An 18,211-nucleotide genomic window follows, 5' to 3' on the forward strand; every position below is an offset into this window, starting at 1 on the left:
GCCCGGGTTTCAGCCTGATTTGGCGGTGCTCGTCGAGAACCGATAGACGATGATGTTGCGATATGTCTGGCCCGGGTCAAGCCGCGCCGAGCCGAAGGCCGGCTGGTTCGGCGTATCGGGGAACAACTGGGGCTCGAGCGCCATGCCGTCGCCCTGGCGATAAGCGTGCCCCGACCTGCCGATCGCCGATCGCCGATCCGTCGAGGAAGTTGCCGGTATAGACTTGAACGCCCGGCTGGTTGGAGAGGAGTTCCATCACTCGTCCGCTGGAAGGGGCCTCGACCCGGGCCTGGAGACGCGGCCGGTCGGCCACGTCGCGGGCGATGACGAAATTCTCGTCATAGCCCTGGCCGAAGACGATCTGCGGATCGCGGCCGTCACGAATCCGCGCGCCGACCGCCATTGGCCGGCGGAAGTCGAAAGGCGTTCCCTCGACCGGACGCAGTTCGCCGGTCGGGATCAGGGTCTTGTCGACGGGGGTTGTTGCCTCAGCGGGGATGGTGAGGATTTCGTCATAGATGCTGCGCTGCGCCGCTTCGCCGGCGAGGTTGAAAAAGCTGTGGTTGGTAATGTTGACGATGGTCGGCTTCGTCGTTGTCGCGGCATATTCGACACTGAGCTCATTCTGGTCATTGAGCGAATAGGTGGCAGTCACTGCCAGGGTGCCCGGGTAGCCCTCCTCGCCATCGGCGCTGCTATAGGCGAGCATGACGCTCGCGACAGGCCCGCTCGTCACTTTCACGACTCCCCAGAGCCTCTTGTCGAAGCCGTGCACGCCGCCATGAAGGGCATTGGGACCATTGTTGAGGGCAAGCTTGTAGGCTTGCCCGTCGATCGTGAAGCTGCCGCCCCGGATACGGTTGGCGTAACGGCCCACGGTCGCTCCGAAATAGTTCGGCGCAGTGAGATAGCCTCTCATGTCATCATAGCCGAGCGCGATCTCTTCGGCCTTGCCGGCGCGATCGCGAACGATGACCGACTGGAGGATGGCGCCGTAGCTGATGATCGTGGCGCGCATGCCCTTTGCGTTCGACAGCGTTATCGCGTCGACGGTCCGTCCGTCAGGCATCGTCCCGAATACCGCCCGCTGCGCCTCGCCGGCTTGAGCTGCCGCCGGGAACATCAATGCCACAGCCAGACTCGCGACGATGCACTTGTTCATTCAGGCTTCCCCCCAGACCTTGTGGTTATGGTCTTCGAGGCCCGGTTGACGCCCCGTCCGGGCTTCAATACTCCGACTATAATGGCAAGGGCAACCCCGTCGTCACCGGGCATTGGTGGGACTGCGTTGCGCACGCGTCTCTGTCGGTCCGACATTTGTTCGGGGACAGCCACGGCAGCGATCGGGAGGGTGAAATATGTCCGACAGTAAAGCCGTCACGCGACGCGCGGTCATCGAAGGTTCGGCCGCCGTCGCGGTCGGTCTCGCGCTTCCCGCGGCGGTTCCGGCGCGCGCCGTGCCCGTCCGACCGGACCGGCTGTGGTACCGGCAGCCGGCGCAAAAATGGGTCGAAGCGCTCCCGGTCGGCAATGGCCGCATCGGCGCGATGGTGTTCGGCGGCATCGGCCACGAACGTTTGCAGCTGAACGAGGACACTCTGTGGGCTGGCGGGCCATATGATCCAGTCAATCCCGAAGCGCACGACGCGCTGCCCGAGGTGCGCCGGCTGATCTTCGCCGGGCGCTACGCGGAGGCACAGGCGCTGGCCAATGCGAGGCTGATGGCGAAGCCGCTGAAGCAGATGCCGTACCAGACACTCGGCGATCTGTTGCTCGACATACCGGATCTGCGCGACGATGCCGTCAGCGGCTATCGCCGCGAACTCGACCTGGATTCAGCCCTCGCAACCACCAGCTTCACGACAGCAAGGGGCGGTTTGCGCCGCGATGTGGTGGTGTCGCCGGACCATCAGGTCATCGCGATCCAGGTCAAGGCTGATCGGCGGGCGGCACTCGACATCGATATCGCGATCCGGTCGCCCCAGGCGGCATCGGTGACGGCCAGCGGTGACACGCTGGTTCTGGCTGGGCGGAATTTGCCTGCGAGCGGCATCGCCGGTGCGCTACGCTTCGAAGCCCGGGTGCGCGTGCTGCCGGTCGGGGGCAGGCTGGAGGCGCGCGATGGCGGCATCGCGGTGCGTGGCGCCGATCGCATCCTGATCCTTGTCGCCATGGCGACCAGCTATCGCCGGTTCGACGATGTTACCGGCGATCCGACGGCGATCACCCGCGCGCAGATCGACAAGGCGAGCCGGCTTTCCTTCGCACAGATCGCGGCCGCTACCGCCGCGTCGCACCGACGCCTCTATCGCCGCGTCAGCATTGACCTCGGCCATGGCGCCGCCGCCGACCGCCCGACCGACGAGCGCATCCGGACGAGCGAAACGAGCGACGATCCCGCGCTGGCTGCGCTTTACTTCCAATATGGTCGCTATCTGTTGATCTGCGCGTCGCGCCCCGGGAACCAGCCGGCCAATCTCCAGGGCATCTGGAACGACAGCATCGCCCCGCCCTGGGAATCCAAATACACGATCAACATCAACACCGAGATGAACTATTGGCCCGCGGAGCCGACCGCGCTTGCCGAATGCGCGGCGCCGCTGGTGGAAATGGTCAGGGGCCTGGCGGAAACGGGCGCCCGGACGGCGCGTGAACTGTATGGCGCGCGGGGCTGGGTGGCGCATCACAACACTGATCTGTGGCGGGCGACGGCACCGATCGACGGCGCGCAATGGGGACTTTGGCCGATGGGCGGCGCCTGGCTCTGCACGCACCTCTGGGACCGTTATGACTATGGGCGTGACGCGGCCTATCTGCGCTCCGTCTATCCGCTGATGCGGGGGGCGGCCCTGTTCTTTCTCGACGTGCTTCAGCCCGATCCACAAACCGGGCATCTCGTTACCAATCCGTCGCTGTCTCCGGAGAATGTTCATCCGATGGGCGCTTCGATCTGCGCGGGGCCGGCGATGGACATGCAGATCCTGCGCGATCTGTTCGAGCAGACGGCAAAGGCAGCGGCCATCCTGCAGGTCGATTCCGCCTTTGCGGCGCAACTGAAGGAGACGCGTGCCCGTCTCGCGCCCGACCAGATCGGCGCTCAGGGACAGTTGCAGGAGTGGCAGGCCGATTGGGACGCTGCTGCGCCAGAACCCCAGCATCGCCACGTCTCTCATCTTTATGGCCTTTATCCAAGCCACCAGATCAACCTCGACGACACGCCGGCGCTGGCGGCGGCCGCGCGGCGCTCGCTCGAATTGCGCGGCGATGAATCGACCGGCTGGGCGACCTCGTGGCGCGCGAATCTCTGGGCTCGGCTGCGCGACGGCGAGCATGCCCACAAGATCCTGCGCTTCCTGCTGGGCCCCGCGCGGACCTATCCGAACATGTTCGACGCGCATCCGCCCTTCCAGATCGACGGAAATTTCGGCGGCGCCGCCGCCATTGCCGAAATGCTGATGCAGAGCCGGGGCGACCAGATCCTGTTGTTGCCCGCTTTGCCGCGCGCCTGGCCGACCGGATCGGTCAGGGGTCTGCGCGCCCGCGGCGCATGCCGGATCGACCTGAGCTGGCGCGACGGCCGGCTCGAGGCCGCAACGCTGATCAGCGACATTGCCGCTACGCGAACCATTCGCCTGGGCGATCGCCGCGTCACGCTCGCCTTGAATCCGGGAAGACCAGTCCGGCTGAGCGGGCCGGACCTTTCCCGCTGAACAGGCCGGCGCGTGGAGTCGGGGCTATTCCGGCAGCGTGACGGCGGCCTGGACCGAGAAGGTCGCTGACTGGACCGGAACGTTGCTCTCGGGCTGACCCGAACCGACACTGACGCGATAGTCGCCGGCGAGAACCTTGCGCACGCCTTCATTCGTCACCGCGCTCAGGTCGCGCGGCGAAAGATCGAAGGACAGGGTTCGCGCCTCGCCGGGCTTGAGGGTGACGCGCTGAAAACCACGCAACGCAATGCGAGGCGCCCCGGGATCGCCGGGAAAGTTGAGATAGAGCTGCGCGACATCGTCGCCGGCGCGCGCGCCGACATTGCGGATCCGGGTCGTCACGCGAATGCCCCGGGCAGCCTCATCCCCCGTGCGTTCGATCTTGAGCGGCGCATAGTCGAACCGGGTATAGCTGAGCCCATAGCCGAACGGATAGACCGGCGTGCCGGTGAAATAGCGATAGGTTCGCCCGGTCATCGCATAATCGCCGAACGGGGGAAGGTCGTCGATGCTCCTGTAGAAGGTAAGCGGCAGGCGGCCGGCCGGATTGGTCTTGCCCGACAGGACATTGCCGATCGCGAGCCCGCCGGACTGGCCGGGATACCAGGCCTCGAGGATCGCCGCCGCATTGTCCTTCGGCCAGGACAGGTTGATCGGGCTGCCGTTCATCGCGACAACCACGATCGGCTTGCCCGTCGCCTTCGCCTTTTCGAGCATCGCCTGCTGGTCGGGTGGCAGGTCGAGCGTCGTCTTGTCGCCGCCCTTGAAACCGGGAATCTCGACCGGCGATTCCTCGGCCTCGAGATCGGAGGTGAGACCGACGACTGCAACGAGCACGTCCGCCTGTGCGGCTGCGGCCCGCAGGGCGCCGTCAGGGTCTGCCCCTGTGCGTTTCCAGACGAGGTCGATGCCCGAAAGCCCATGCGATTCGGACGTGATCTCGATGGGATATCGCCGGCCCTTGCGAAGATGGATCGTCTTGAGCGTCGGCAGGCTGCCCCAGCCGGATTTGCTCAAATCAGCGAACGGCTTGCCGTCAAGCTTCATCGCACCGTTGAAGCCGGTGATCCCGAGGCGGTAATCGCCATCCTCGGGCGGCACCAGGAAGCCAGTCCAGACGACCCGGTGGTGGTCGGACACCTGGCGCAAATCAAGGCTTCTGGCCGCGACATCGGCCTCCTGTCGCGTCACGATGGGCGTGTCCGCATAGCGCATGCCGGCGACAACATCGCGGAACGTGCCGGGCGCGAAGCGGAGCGGCGGCGTTTCAACGGGGTTGAAATAGCGGGCCAGCAGGCCTGGCTTGCCGTCCGGGGTCCGCAGTGCCGATGTCGGGACGCGGTCGCCATCCGTGAACGACTGACCGAACGGGACATAGCTGATCCGCGCGGCGGGCAGGGCGCGCCTGAGGCCTTCGACCACCGAGATCGGCGGCGCCGACAGCGCCGAGGAATAATTGCCTCGCAAAACGCGCGTCGCGTCGCCGAGCGGCCCGATCACGGCGATGCGGAGGTTCGGGCGAAGCGGCAGGATGCCGTCATTCTTGAGCAGGACAAGGCTCTTCTCGGCCGCCTCGAGCGCGAGCGCGCCATGGGCCGGCGTGCCGATCATCGCGGCGGGCGCAAGGCCCGCGTCCGGCTTGCGGATGCCCGGCAGATCGCCATTGCGATAGCGCGCTGAAAAGAGGCGGACGAGGGTACGGTCGATATCCGCTTCGGTAATCAGGTTCCGCTTCAGTGCTTCGCGGTAACGATCGCCGAGTCCGGCCGTGTCGCTGAGCGTCGCGCCATTGCATTCGTTATCGACTCCGGCCCGCATCGCGGCGGCAACCGCCGTGGCTGCGTCGGGCGCATATTTGTGGCCGTCGCTGATGTCCTTCACTGCGTCGCAGTCCGAGACCACATAGCCGGCAAATCCCCATGCCCCGCGCAAATGCTCCTTCAGGAGCAGATCGCTTGCGCAGGCCGGCTGGCCGTCGATGCGGTTATAGGCGCACATCACCGACCCGGCGCCGCCCTCGACGATCGCGGCGCGGAAGGCGGGAAGGTAGGTATCCTCGAGATCGTGGCGCGAGACATAGACATTCGCACTGTGACGCGTCGATTCAGGCCCGCTATGGACAGCGAAATGCTTTGGCGTTGCGATCACGTTGGGGAGGTCGGGATTGGGCCCCTGCATGCCCTGCACGAAGGCCACGCCCAGACGCGCGGTGAGATAGGGATCCTCGCCATAGGTTTCCTGCCCGCGGCCCCAGCGCGGATCGCGAAAGATGTTGATGTTGGGCGACCATGTGTCGAGCCCGGTGCCGATGCGCCCCAACCGGCCGGTTTCGCGCGACAATGCGTGCAGGCCGCGGACCTCGGTGCTGACCACGCCGGCCACGTCATGGACAAGCGGCGCGTCGAAGCTCGCCGCCAGCCCGATCGGCTCCGGGAAATTGGTGGTCGGCCAGGTGCCAAGTGCGCCGTGCAGCGATTCAGTCCACCAGTTATAGGCGGGAATATCCAGGCGCGCGATGGCGGGGGCCGTGTTGACGAGCTGATCCAGCTTCTCGTCGAGCGTCATCCGGGCCACCAGCGCGGCCGCTGTCCGATCCGCCTGGACGCGAACGGGCGATTGCGCCGGTTGCGGCGCAGCCTGGCCTGCAGCGGGCAGCGGCGCCAGGGCGAAGCCGGCAAGCAGCAGCTTGCGAAGGCCGGAAAAATGCGGGCGCGAGCCTGTCATTGAATATCCCTTTTTCCTGGTCGGGTTCCCCGCCGGCGCAGCCCCTCCGGGGCTGGTCAGACGGGCTGCAGGCCGTGGTCGACGATCTTGCGGATGAGGTCGCGGTGCCGCGGCAAGCCCGTGCGCAGACGATCGGTCTGGACGGCATTTTCGCGCATCACGCGCTCGGCCAGCCTGGCCTCGCCGGCAATCGCCTGGGGCTCGACTTCAGTGCGGAAGCCCATGCCGTACAGCACATATTGATAGCTCGCGGCGGGGAAGACCTCGTCAATTCGGTCGAATTCGTCATGAAACCAGGGGGACTGGTACTTCCACAACAACAGCAGCTCCCGCAGCCGCTCCGGGATCGTCTCGGGCAACACATTGTCGCGCCAGAACTGGCTGTCGGTACGTTTGGTCAAGGCATAGTGGAGCTTCAGGAAATCGATGATCCGGCCCCAGCGATACTGCGTGGTCGCATTGAAGCGCGCGGCGATGACATCCATCACTTCGCGGCAGGCGGGCATCTGCTCGGCGATCATCTTGGCGGAGAGCTCGATGAGCACGATCGCCGAGGATTCGAGCGGTTCCATGAAGCCGGCGGCAAGCCCGACCGCGACGCAGTTGCGCTTCCAGAAGGTCTCGCGGTGGCCCGATCGGATCTTTATCTTGCGCACAGGCAGGTCGCGGCCTGCTGCCCCTAGATAGGCTCGCAGCTCGCGCTCGGCCTCGTCGTCGGAGATGTGCCGGCTCGAAAAGACATGGCCGGTGCCCCGCCGGGTGGGCAATCCGATATCCCATATCCAGCCGGCCGACTGTGCAGTGGAGATGGTTTGCGAGGGGATCGGGCTCGCCTCGCTTTCATAGGGCACCTGGACGGCGAGCGCGGTGTCGCAGAACAGCACATCGCCGCACTCCTTGAACGGCACGCCGAGCGTTTCGCCGAGCAGGAGCGAGCGGAAGCCGGTGCAATCGACGAACAGATCGCCGTCGATCTCGCCTGCCTGTTCGGTAACGATGCTGCGGATGTCGCCGGTTTCGGCCAGCGTCACGTTCCGAACATCGGCGAGGATGTGGCGCACCCCAAGCTTCTCGCAGCAATGCCGTTGCAGGAAGGGTGCAAACTTGCCCGCATCAAGGTGATAGGCGTAGTTCGCGGCGCCTTCATATTCCGGGGTCGTGATCGCCTTGGGGGCAAGGCCATCGTCGCAGATCTTGCCCTGGGCACACACTGCGTCACAGAAACTTTTCCCGCGATCGCCCTTGAGCCAATGCGGTACGAGATTCAGCTGCGCGAATCCCTGGGGCAGCATCAATGGGTGGTAATAGGCGTCGTCCTCTGCGCCCGTGGCCCATTTGGCGAAGAGCGCGCCTTGCTTGAAAGAGGCGTCGCATTCGCGAAACAGATCGGTTTCAGAAACCCCGATCTTCTTGAGCGTGGAGCGTAGTGTCGGCCAGGTCCCTTCGCCGACACCGATGATGGGCACGTTGGGCGATTCAACCAGTGTGACGGTGAAATCGTGCGGAATCCGGCTGCGATGCCTGGCAGCGATAATTCCCGCCGTGAGCCAGCCGGCTGTGCCGCCGCCGACGATTACGATATTGCGCGTGCGAGTGACCATGGAAACCTGTAAAAAATTCGGGGACGCCTGCATAGGCGCCCCCGACAGTTCGAAGGTCAATAGTGGAAGCGCGCTCCGAAGGTGAAGCGGCGACCATAGGAGTAGACGTCAAGCACCTGGTTATCGAAGCGACCATGCGTGCTGTAGGTGGAGTTGTTGATGTTGGTGACTTCACCGAAAATAGTGATCTGCTTCGTGATGTCGTAGCTCCCCGACGCGTCGACTTGCAGCTGGCGATCCACATAGACAGGCTCGGCGCCAAAGGTGCCGCCCTGGCCTTGACCCAGCTGCAGCAGATAGGTGTCACGCCAGTTGACGGCACCGCGGATCTGGATGCCGTGCTTGTCATAGAAGCCGACGAAGTTCGCCGACTTCGCGAGACCCGTGATCGAGAACGACCCGCCATTGACGTTGGTGGGATCATAGGGACGGTTGGATGACGGCAAGGTGGCGTTGGCGTTGAAGCCGAACCCGCTGTCGCCGAACACATGTTGCAGCGCGATTTCGACACCCTTCACCGTGGCTTCCGGTCCGTTGACCTTTGCGTTGATGTTGAAGATGGCGATCTTGCCCGTGCTCGGATCGATCACATTGTCGATCGGCCCCTGCGTCACCCCGCCAACGATGAAGTTGGTGATGTGTTTCAGATAGAAGTTCACCGCGAAGTACGAGTTGCGCTGATAATACCACTCGAGCGCAGCGTCGAAATTGTCGGACAGGTACGGCTTCAAGTCGGGGTTGCCGCCGCTGGCCGACAGGCTGCCGACACGCAGCGTGCCGACGTTGACGACTGGTTTGAGATCCGCGAGCTGCGGGCGTGTCAGCGTCCGTGACGCATCGAGCCTGAAGATCAACTTGGGCGTAAGCTCCAGCTTCGCATCGATGCTTGGCAGCAGGAAATTGTAGCTCGACGAGCGGATGATCGGCACAGCTGCCGAACGGCCATCGTGGAGCGGTCCCAGTGCCGGGTCAGGCTGGATGAGCGTCGGGTCACCCGCAGGGATCGAAAGACCCAGCAGATGGCGCCCGATCGCCGTGGTGGTTACGTGCGTGCCCTCGTCGCGCAGGCCCGCCGACAAATGGAAGGGCATGTCCGCGATTTCAGTATCGAAGCTGGTCTTGAAGAAGATGGCGTAGGTCTTCTCCTGGACCTGCAGCACGCTGTCGGGATTGAAGGACGGCGCAACCGAGCCACCCGTGGCCTCGAGCAGCTTATACACCTGATACGGGTCGTACACGATGATGGACGGCCCCAGATTGCCCGAATAACCAGGGATCCAGCCTGCGGTGCCGATCGTGCCCTGGTACACGCTGCCGGGCAGCGGCGCGATGCCGCCGTTGGGGCCGCCAGGACGACCCGATGGCGTGCCATAGCCCGAACGGCTGGCAAACACGCCGTTGGAGAAGGTGCTGGTGGCCTCCTGATACAGGCGGTCCTCCATATACTGACCGCCGAGCTTGATCTTGAAGCCGTCCTTTTCCCAGCCAAGTGCGCCGCGCACCTGCTTGACGAGGTCGGTGTTATAGTTCGCGCCGCGAACGATCACGTGCGAACCGATCACGGTCTGATCAGTGAAGCGCGAGACATTCCCCGACGGACCGATGTCGTGGATCTGCGGCAGGAAGCTGCTGCTCGGCCCCAATATTGTCAGGCCGGTATTGGCGCCCAGGACGGTGGTATTGCCGGCATTGGTGCCGCCATATCCAATGTCCATGCTGTCGCCATAGCCGCTCTTGCCCGGATTGCGCGTGCTGCGCGCGATCGCACCGTCCAGCTCGAACGTCAGGTGTTCGAGCACTTCCCACTTCAAATTGGCGCCGAGCTGATTGGTCTCGTAGACGTTGCGAGACACATTGGCGCTGAAATCCATCGGTGTGCCGAACTGGTTGAAATCAACCACCGTCCCGTTCGAATCATGTTTCACGTTGCGAAGATCGCTGCCGTTGAACCAGGCGGCATAGCCGTACGCCGTGCTGTGCAGGGTCTGGCGGCTGAAATTGTCGTCAACCGTTAGCGTCATCGTGTCGGTCGGACGCCATTGGAGTGCAACGCGGCCGTCAATGCGTTCATCCCGGTTATAGTCCTGCTCGATGCCCTGTTGTTGCGGGAACCAGGTAAGGACCGTGTCCCGGTTATTGGGATCAGCCCAGGCGGCACTCGTATTATCGGCGGTGGGTGTGCATGATGCCGCGGCCACATTAGCCTGGCACGGTGCGAAATAGGCCCCGATCCAGCCGGGGATGAACGCCCGGTTCGATGTGGTGTCGCGGCGAGAATAGGCGACATCCGCCAGCACGCCGATCGTATTGTCCGCAAAGGTATCGGAAATCAGGGCGCCGCCCGTCGCCGTCACATTCTTGGCGCGCGACTGGAGTGAACCCGAGGCAGTCGCCGCCAAGTGCAAGCCGTCGCGGTCGAAGGGCTTGGGCAACGATACGTCGATGGTGCCGCCAATGGCGCTGGTGGAGAGCTCGACGTCGGGCGTCTTGTAGACGCTCAGCCGGCCGACGAAATCAGAGCCCACCGTAGTGAAGTCGACGCCGCGGTTGCCGGTCGCAGTCGAGATGTGACGGCCGTCGTACAGCGTATCGACGAAGTCGCCGCCGAAACCGCGGATGGTGACACCATTCGCATCGCCGCGCGCGCCAACGCGCTGGATCGACACGCCAGGCAGGCGCTGCAAAGCCGAAGCGACGTTCGAATCCGGAAATTTGCCGATATCTTCGGCGGAGATTGCATCGACGATGCCAGGTGATGCGCGCTTGACGTCCAGGTTCCGCTGAAGCGATCCGCGGATGCCGGTGACGATGACATCCTGTTCCGTCTGGTTGCCATCGGTAGCGGAGGTGGTTGGCGCGGTTTCCTGTGCCGCGGCGGGAGTGACAATCGCAAGCGCGATCGCGCCGGATGCGGCCGTCAGCAAAAGCTTCCTTGCATCGACGCGGTTTCCGGCCTGCACATATCGAGTCAATCGAGTCATAAACCCCCTCCAGTTCGTTCCAGAGCGGATGCGGGTTTCTCCCGCACACCTGCCCATTGCGCTTTGACCGCGCTCACGAATCTGGGGCACGCCTGAACCCCGCAGGGTACGCGAACATCCTCCCAAAATCCGAACTCTATCGCTCCGGTCAAGTTACAGGTAACGCGCAAAGGTAGCGCTATCAAGAGGAATTTGTCAGGGTAATGAAACTTGTGGTCCGCCTGTTGCAAGGAACGCACAGTGGCATCGTGGCGAGGGCTCACGGCGCCCCAAAGACTTGCCGCGAGGCCAAGGCGCAGGCAGACCCTTCGCCCAGGGAGAGGCAATGTGACTGAACAACTCGAGTTGCTGAACGTCGAATCGCACGGGAATCTTCGGATGCGAATTGACACGGGTGCGCCGCATCCGCATTTCGTCATGGTCGTCCTCAGCGAATTCCCTGCAGCTGCAAGCAGTTGTCCGATTTTCTTCGCGAAGGACTCGGCTACCGGCGATTTCTACGCAGCAGCCCTGTTCGGCTTCCAGCCCGGTGAGGTGCTGGTAGAGTCAGCTGCGGCGGGTAGGGCTTGCTTCCAGCCGCTTGACCTCCAGCGCCAGGGCTTTTTCGCATCCGAACAAAATATTGCGATCGATCCCGCGCATCCGCGATTCGGAGCCGGCGCGACGGTCGCATTATTCGAAGAAGATGGAACGCCGAGTAATGCACTCCGCAAGGTTCAGCGTATCATTGGCCAGCTTGCCGGGGGCGTCGAAGCGACCCAAAGCTTCATCCGGGAGCTCCTTCGGCTCAAGCTGATCGAGCCGATCGACATCTCCCTGCAGTTTGACGACGGCGAGCGCCTTTCGCTCGACGGACTTTACACCGTCAGCCGCGACAACCTCAATGATCTGGATGATAGCGATATCTTGGCGCTTTTCCGAAGCGGCTATCTGCAGGCGGCGTTGTGCATGACCTTTTCGCTGAATCAGATCGCCATTCTGGCGCAGCGCCGCAACGAGCGCCTGACCGCCTGATCATGGGCGCCGTGACGGAAAGCCTAGCCGCGGTCCCTGAAGTCGACGCCGGGGTACTGAGCGACGGCGAACGGTTTCGCCGCGAGGTCGTTGAGCACTGCCGGCCGGTGATCATACGCGGCGCCTTCAGCGAGTGGCCGGCGGTGCGCGCAGCCAGGATCTCGCCCGAGGCGCTGCGAACCTATCTCGGGCGTTTCGCCAACGCCAGACGGGCGGAAGCTTTCGTCGGCGATCAGTCGATCGGCGGGCGGTATTCCTACGCGGAAGGTCTCGACGGCTTCAATTTCGATCGGGTCGAGATCGACCTTCCCGGCGCGCTGGACCGGATATTGGCAAGCGCCGCCCAACCGGGCTCGCCCACGGTCTATATCGGCTCGCTGGAGACTGACATCTATCTGCCCGGCTTTTCCGGCGAGAATCGCGTGGCCGTACTTCCGTCGTCAGTCAGTCCGCGAATCTGGATCGGCAATGCGTCAATCGTGTCGTGCCACAATGATACGTTCGACAACATAGCATGTGTGATCGCGGGCCGGCGGCGGTTCACGCTCTATCCGCCCGATGCCATCGGGGACCTTTATATCGGCCCGATCGACTATACCATGTCAGGCCGGCCGATCAGTCTCGCAGCCGGCGCAGACCCGGATGACCCGCGCTATCCGCGCTTCGCCGCTGCTGCCGCGCGCCGTATCGTGGCCGACCTTTTGCCCGGCGACGCACTCTACCTGCCCAAGCTCTGGTGGCATCAGGTCGAAGCGACAGAACCGTTCAACATTCTGGTCAATTACTGGTGGGATGCCTCCAGCATCGGCCCGGATGCGCCCTACACCACGATGTTGCTTGCGATGATCGCGATCGCTGATCGCCCAGCCGCCGAGCGAGCCGCGTGGCAGTCCTTATTCAACCATTATGTCTTTCGACCCGAAGGCCACCCGCTGGCGCATCTGCCGGAGGACCGGCATGGTATCCTGGGCCCGCTCCGCAGCGGCAATTACGGCCGGATCCGCGCGCTCGTCATGCAGCTCCTCCGCGGCGGCTGATCTGAACCTTCACCGCAAATGGCCAGTGTGGCGGTGGCGCCGGATATTCGATGATCGATGTCGAAATCAGCGGAACCGCAAGGCGGGGGCCGAGCGCCGGCAATTATCTCGCCATTCACCTCCGGGCAGATGGTAGCGCTACCGAGTCGCTCCCGATACGGCCTGACACGACTGCCCTGCTGCTCGCCACTGAAGCGGCCGGGGCGATGTGGATGGTCAGCACCGCTTTGGTGAAGGCGCTCCTCGCCGGAAAATCGGCGAGTCGAAGCATTTTCATGGAAGGTATCACCGCCCTTATACTCAGTCTATATTGCCTCCACGTCCTGCCCCGCCACAGAAGCAAATCCAGGCTGTCCGGGCGATAATCGCGCTGCACGCAGGAGTGGGCGATGCTCCCCGCTGCTCTTTAGCCGCCACAGACAGCCGAAAAACGGGTGCCCGTGATCAGAGCCCAGATTGACTATGAGAGAAAATACCCCGACAAATATGGCAAGAACGGAAGACGCGCGAAGCGCGGCAGGGAGGACGTCGGAATGAAGGCAGTTCATGCGATGGGTGTGGCATTCGCCCTGTTCGCGCTTGCCGGCGCCATCCCGGCGACAGCTCAGGTCGCGACCAGCGTGCCGGATCCCGTCATGGGCGCCAAGCCGGTGACGATCGAACGGATCAAGGTTCATTCGCCGGCGATCGAGGGCAATCTCGAGGGCGAAAGCGCTGATCGTGACGTTCTCGTCGTGCTGCCGCCAAGCTATGCGAAAAGCCCGCATCGCCGTTATCCGGTCGTCTACGCCCTGCACGGCTATTCGATCGGTGCGGAGCAATGGATCCGCGAAATCCATGTTCCCCAGACGATCGAAGGCGCGTTCGCCAACGGTGCGAAAGAGATGATCGTCGTGCTGCCCGACAGCAAGACGATTCATAACGGCTCGATGTATTCGAGTTCCGCCACGACCGGCGACTTCGAGACGTTCGTGTCCCGCGACCTCGTCGCCTATATCGACGCGCACTACCGTTCCATCGCTGATCGCAAGAGCCGCGGCCTGGTCGGACACTCGATGGGCGGATACGGCGCCAGTCGCATCGGGATGAAGCATGCGGACGTGTTCGGCGCGCTTTATATCATGAGCCCCTGTTGCCTCTCGCCGAGGGAGCCGGGCCAGTTCGACGCCAAGGCCGGTGCCGAGCTGGAAGGCGTGAAATCGCTTGATGAAGCCACCAAGCTTTCCTGGGGACAGCGCGCGCAGCTGGCGACCGCCGCAGCCTGGTCTCCGGATCCCCTGAACCCGCCGCTCTATCTCGATTTGCCGACCCGAAACGGCGCGGTTCAGCCTGATGTGCTGGCGAAGTGGGCAGCCAATGCGCCGCTTGCCTTTGTCGACCAATATATCGGCAATCTGCGACGCTACCGAGCGATCTCGATCGATGTCGGCGACCAGGACGGGCTCCGCTTCGATGCGAAGAAGCTGCATGAGGTGCTCGATACATATCGCATCGCCAACAGCTTCGAAATCTATTCCGGCACGCATACGAGCGCGGTCGCGACTCGGTTCCAGAATTATGTGATGCCGTTCTTCAGCCAAAACCTGGTGTTCGGCGCGCACCGGTGATCACCGCGTGGCCGGATCCTGGCAGCAGACGGTCGTGAGCCGGTGAGAACTGGCGTGCGGATCGGTGCGTTCCTGCTGGCGGCGTCAGTGGCCGGCGCCGCACCGACTCAAGTCTGGCGATCCGACCAGGGGGACGGGACATTCCGCAACCCGGTGCTCTATGCCGATTATCCCGATCCCGACATCATCCGGGTCGGCGGTGATTATTATTTCGCCACCACCACCTTTGTGAACGTGCCCGGCATCACCATCCTCCACTCGAAGGATCTGGTGAACTGGCAGCTCTATGCGCACGTCGTCGGGCGGCTCGAGGGAAGCGAGCATTACGACCTCAAGGGCGGCAGCGCGTACCGCAAGGGGCTCTACGCAGCAAGCCTGCGGCATTATCGCGGGATGTTCTACATCGTCGTGACGCCGGTGGGCCTGAAAACCCGGGTCTATTACGCGCGCGATCCGCGCGGCCCCTGGAAATATCACCAGCTCGATCGCGAAGCGTTCGATCCCGGCTTCTTCATCGACGATGACGGCACCGGCTATATCGCGACCTCGGCGACTTCGGACGGGACGATCACGCTGTTGACGCTCGACAAGAATTTCAGCGCAGTCACCGCCTCGCGCAAGATTCACTATATCAAAGGCGCCGAGGGCTCGAAGATCATCAAGCGGGACGGCTGGTATTATATCTTCAACGCGATTCCGCCGCGCCTCGGCCTCACCGTCTCGCGTGCGCGCAGCCTGTTCGGGCCGTGGGAGACACGCAACCAGATCGACGACAAGACCGGCGGCCATCAGGGCGCTCTGGTCGATCTGCCCGATGGACGGTGGTTCGGCTTTGTCATGGCCGATTCCGGTTCGATCGGGCGGATGACCAATCTCAGCCCGGTCTCCTGGCAGGACGACTGGCCCGTATGGGGAACGGCGGAGTCGCCCGGCCGCGTGCCCGATCGCGCGCCCAAGCCGATCGCCGGTTTCGCCTTCGCCGAGCCGGCGACCTCCGACACCTTCGCGCGACCGACCCTCGGCCTGCAATGGCAATGGAACCATAATCCCGACAACAGCCGCTGGTCGCTCCGGGCCCGCCCTGGATATCTGCGGCTGCGGCCGACCGTCGCGCCGGATTTCTGGTCGGCGCGCAACAGCCTGACTCAAAAGGCGCAGGGCCCGAAGAGCCGCGCGGTGGTCAAGCTCGACATCACGCATGTCCGGCCGGGCGATCGCTGCGGTTTCGGGACATTGGGCCAGTATAGCGCGACAATCGCCGCCAGCCGGGCGGCGACGGGCGAGCCCTATCTCGCCATGTCGGTGATCGAGAGCACCGAGGCTGGCCCGAAGATCGATGTGCGGGTCGCCCATCAGGCGATTGCCGGGTCCCGTTTGTGGATCGGCGTCGATACCGATTTCACCAGCGATCGTGCAGTCCTCTCCTACAGCGTCGATGGTCGGCACTGGCAGGCACTCGGCGGCAGCTTCCCGCTCGCCTTCGCCTGGCGGACCGGCACCTTCCAAGGCGAGCAATATGCCCTTTCCTGTTACAACCCGCGGCCGAGCGCGGGCTATCTCGATGTCGATTCCTTCACCCTGGCAGCACTGCCATGAGGCTCGACCTGACAGTCAATAAAGCGGGGAGCCAACGATGAAGCGGACTGGCCGGCTATGGGCGTTGCCGGCAACGGCCCTGGCGATGACGCCGGTCGCGGCCAGCGCCGATGCGCTTGCGCCCACCGGGCTATGGAGCGCCAATACGCACGGTAGCGCAACGCTGCCGCCGATGGGCTGGAACAGCTGGAATGCCTTCACCAGCGACATCGACGAGGAGAAGCTGCTCGCCTCGGCCCGGGTCATCGTCGATTCCGGTCTCGCGGCGAAGGGCTATCGCTATGTCGATATCGATGACGGCTGGTGGCTGAAGCGTCACCAGCCCGATGGCCGGATGATGATCCGGACGGCGACGTTCCCGTCGGCGGCGATGCCGGATGGCAGCACGAGTTTTCGTCCGCTCACCGATCGGCTGCACGCAATGGGCCTGAAGGCGGGAATCTATTCCGACATCGGCCGCAACAGTTGTGGCCAGGTCTTTACGTCGACCTTTCCCAACCAGCCCGAAGGGAGCGTCGCGGAACGCGAGGTGGGTTTGTTCGGTCATGTCGACCAGGACATCCGCCTCTATTTTGCTGATTGGGGTTTCGACCTGATCAAGGTCGATGGCTGCGGCATCCGTGGATTGCCCGCGAGCGATCCCAAGGTTCAGTCTGGGCAATATCGGGCATTCACGCCGCTGGTCGACGTCGATTCGCTCGGGCGCACTGACGTGGCCGCCGTCCGGGACCTCTATACGGAGGTCGGGCGGGCGCTCGATCGCTACAATCCGGATAATGACTATATCTTCTCGATCTGCATCTGGGGCGCGGCCGATGTCCGGTCCTGGGCGAAGGACGTGGGCAATATCTCGCGGAGCAGCGAGGATATCTCGCCCAACTGGAGCCGCATGCTCCACAATCTCGACAGCGTGATCCGGCGCCCGCTTTATGCTCATCCGGGCTCGTGGAACGATCCCGACATGCTCTTCATCGGCACCGGGGAGTTCGATGAGCAGCATCTCGTCGAGGCGCGGTCGCATTTCGCGCTCTGGGCAATGGTCAATGCGCCGCTGTTCATCGGCTATGATCTGCGCAAGGCGCCCAGGTCGCTGATCGATATCCTGGGCAATGACCGGATCATCGCGCTCGACCAGGATCCCGCCGGTAACCAGGCGGTGCCGGCCTATGATTCGGGCGACGTCTCGATCCTGGTGAAGACGCTCGCCGGCGGCGGGAAAGCAGTCGCGATCCTCAACCGCACCTCCGCGCCGGTCGCTGCGGTGCTCACGGCAGCGCATCTCAAACTGCTCGCCGACGCCGATATCGACCTGACCGATCTGTGGACGGGCGCGCATCTTCGTTTCCGCGGCGAACAAAAGCTGCAGCTTGGGCCCCGTGAGACGCTGATCTTCTCGGCGAGCGGCAAGCGCAGGCTGGCGGACGGGCTCTTTCTCTCCGAAATGCCGGGTAGGGTGAATCCGGCCGTTGACGGCGTGGTGGTGCCGGAGGCCGAGCCACTGATCCACCGCGCAATCCTTCCCTGGCAGAGCACGCGCGGCACCGGCGAGCACCCGCGCTATGGCGGGTGGGGCGGTGCGCAGGCCGACAGCACGCCCTTCGGCCAGGAGCTGGCGATATCGGGGCACCGGTTCGACACTGGATTGGGCGTACTGGCCAATTCGCGGCTTCAGGTGCGCAATCCCGGTTTTACGCGATTCAGCTCCATGGTTGGCCTCGACGATTCAGCGCGAGACCGGAGCCATCCGGTGACCTTCGCCGTCTATGGCGACGGCAAGCTCCTCGCCCAATCCCGGCCGATGCGGTACGGCGAGGCGCCGGTCGCTCTGTCTGCAGAGGTGCGCGGCGTGAAACTGCTCGAACTGGTGGCGCGCAGCGCGGACGCGACACGTTTTCCGGATCCGGTTAGCTGGGGCGACGCCGCGCTGGAGCGGTAGCGGCC

At 63.8% G+C, this 18,211-nt stretch carries 9 protein-coding genes and 1 pseudogene; 6 read left to right on the forward strand and 4 right to left on the reverse strand.

Features of this window, described 5'->3' with window-relative positions; all coding sequences use genetic code 11:
* Nucleotides 1-9: 9 nt before the first annotated feature.
* Nucleotides 10-1,162, reverse strand: a pseudogene (locus tag ABD050_RS22790) (aldose epimerase family protein).
* A gap of 196 nt (nucleotides 1,163-1,358) precedes the next feature.
* Here ABD050_RS22790 and ABD050_RS22795 point away from each other — a divergent pair.
* Nucleotides 1,359-3,710, forward strand: coding sequence for a glycoside hydrolase family 95 protein (locus ABD050_RS22795; RefSeq protein ID WP_343891816.1), 2,352 nt, complete (start codon nucleotides 1,359-1,361; stop codon nucleotides 3,708-3,710).
* 24 nt (nucleotides 3,711-3,734) lie between these two features.
* Here ABD050_RS22795 and ABD050_RS22800 read toward each other — a convergent pair whose 3' ends face one another.
* From ABD050_RS22800 to ABD050_RS22810, 3 genes are read right to left on the reverse strand one after another with little or no spacing between them, the layout of a single operon-like run.
* Nucleotides 3,735-6,434, reverse strand: a complete 2,700-nt coding sequence (locus tag ABD050_RS22800; RefSeq protein ID WP_343891817.1) for a glycoside hydrolase family 3 C-terminal domain-containing protein — start codon at nucleotides 6,432-6,434, stop codon at nucleotides 3,735-3,737.
* Between the two features lie 56 nt (nucleotides 6,435-6,490).
* A complete protein-coding gene (locus ABD050_RS22805; protein WP_343891819.1) occupies nucleotides 6,491-8,035 on the reverse strand; it encodes a tryptophan halogenase family protein in 1,545 nt (514 codons plus the stop codon).
* Between the two features lie 56 nt (nucleotides 8,036-8,091).
* Complete coding sequence (locus tag ABD050_RS22810) at nucleotides 8,092-11,016, reverse strand: TonB-dependent receptor (RefSeq protein WP_343891821.1); 2,925 nt, start codon at nucleotides 11,014-11,016, stop codon at nucleotides 8,092-8,094.
* Between the two features lie 327 nt (nucleotides 11,017-11,343).
* Between ABD050_RS22810 and ABD050_RS22815 the strand changes: the two genes are divergently transcribed.
* The 5 genes from ABD050_RS22815 (at nucleotide 11,344) to ABD050_RS22835 (ending at nucleotide 18,206) form a co-directional block, all read left to right on the forward strand.
* Nucleotides 11,344-12,030 (forward strand): SapC family protein, encoded by a 687-nt coding sequence (locus ABD050_RS22815; RefSeq protein ID WP_343891822.1) that lies wholly within the window; start codon nucleotides 11,344-11,346, stop codon nucleotides 12,028-12,030.
* Between the two features lie 2 nt (nucleotides 12,031-12,032).
* Complete coding sequence (locus ABD050_RS22820) at nucleotides 12,033-13,067, forward strand: cupin-like domain-containing protein (protein ID WP_343891823.1); 1,035 nt, start codon at nucleotides 12,033-12,035, stop codon at nucleotides 13,065-13,067.
* A 533-nt stretch (nucleotides 13,068-13,600) separates the two neighbouring features.
* A complete protein-coding gene (locus ABD050_RS22825; protein ID WP_343891824.1) occupies nucleotides 13,601-14,674 on the forward strand; it encodes an alpha/beta hydrolase in 1,074 nt (357 codons plus the stop codon).
* 54 nt (nucleotides 14,675-14,728) lie between these two features.
* Complete coding sequence (locus ABD050_RS22830; RefSeq protein ID WP_343891825.1) at nucleotides 14,729-16,270, forward strand: glycoside hydrolase family 43 protein; 1,542 nt, start codon at nucleotides 14,729-14,731, stop codon at nucleotides 16,268-16,270.
* Between the two features lie 37 nt (nucleotides 16,271-16,307).
* Entirely contained in the window at nucleotides 16,308-18,206 is a 1,899-nt protein-coding gene (locus tag ABD050_RS22835; protein ID WP_343891826.1) for an NPCBM/NEW2 domain-containing protein, read from the forward strand.
* Nucleotides 18,207-18,211: the final 5 nt, after the last annotated feature.

It is taken from the genome of Sphingomonas oligophenolica (genome assembly GCF_039522915.1).
Classification (GTDB): Bacteria; Pseudomonadota; Alphaproteobacteria; order Sphingomonadales; family Sphingomonadaceae; genus Sphingomonas; species Sphingomonas oligophenolica.

Bases quoted from the DNA above. Each gene is read 5' to 3' on its own strand.
- ABD050_RS22820 (WP_343891823.1), top strand. From the start codon at position 12,033: ATGGGCGCCGTGACGGAAAGCCTAGCCGCGGTCCCTGAAGTCGACGCC.
- ABD050_RS22795 (WP_343891816.1), top strand. From the start codon at position 1,359: ATGTCCGACAGTAAAGCCGTCACGCGACGCGCGGTCATCGAAGGTTCG.
- ABD050_RS22810 (WP_343891821.1), bottom strand. From the start codon at position 11,016: ATGACTCGATTGACTCGATATGTGCAGGCCGGAAACCGCGTCGATGCA.
- ABD050_RS22805 (WP_343891819.1), bottom strand. From the start codon at position 8,035: ATGGTCACTCGCACGCGCAATATCGTAATCGTCGGCGGCGGCACAGCC.
- ABD050_RS22825 (WP_343891824.1), top strand. From the start codon at position 13,601: ATGAAGGCAGTTCATGCGATGGGTGTGGCATTCGCCCTGTTCGCGCTT.
- ABD050_RS22800 (WP_343891817.1), bottom strand. From the start codon at position 6,434: ATGACAGGCTCGCGCCCGCATTTTTCCGGCCTTCGCAAGCTGCTGCTT.
- ABD050_RS22835 (WP_343891826.1), top strand. From the start codon at position 16,308: ATGAAGCGGACTGGCCGGCTATGGGCGTTGCCGGCAACGGCCCTGGCG.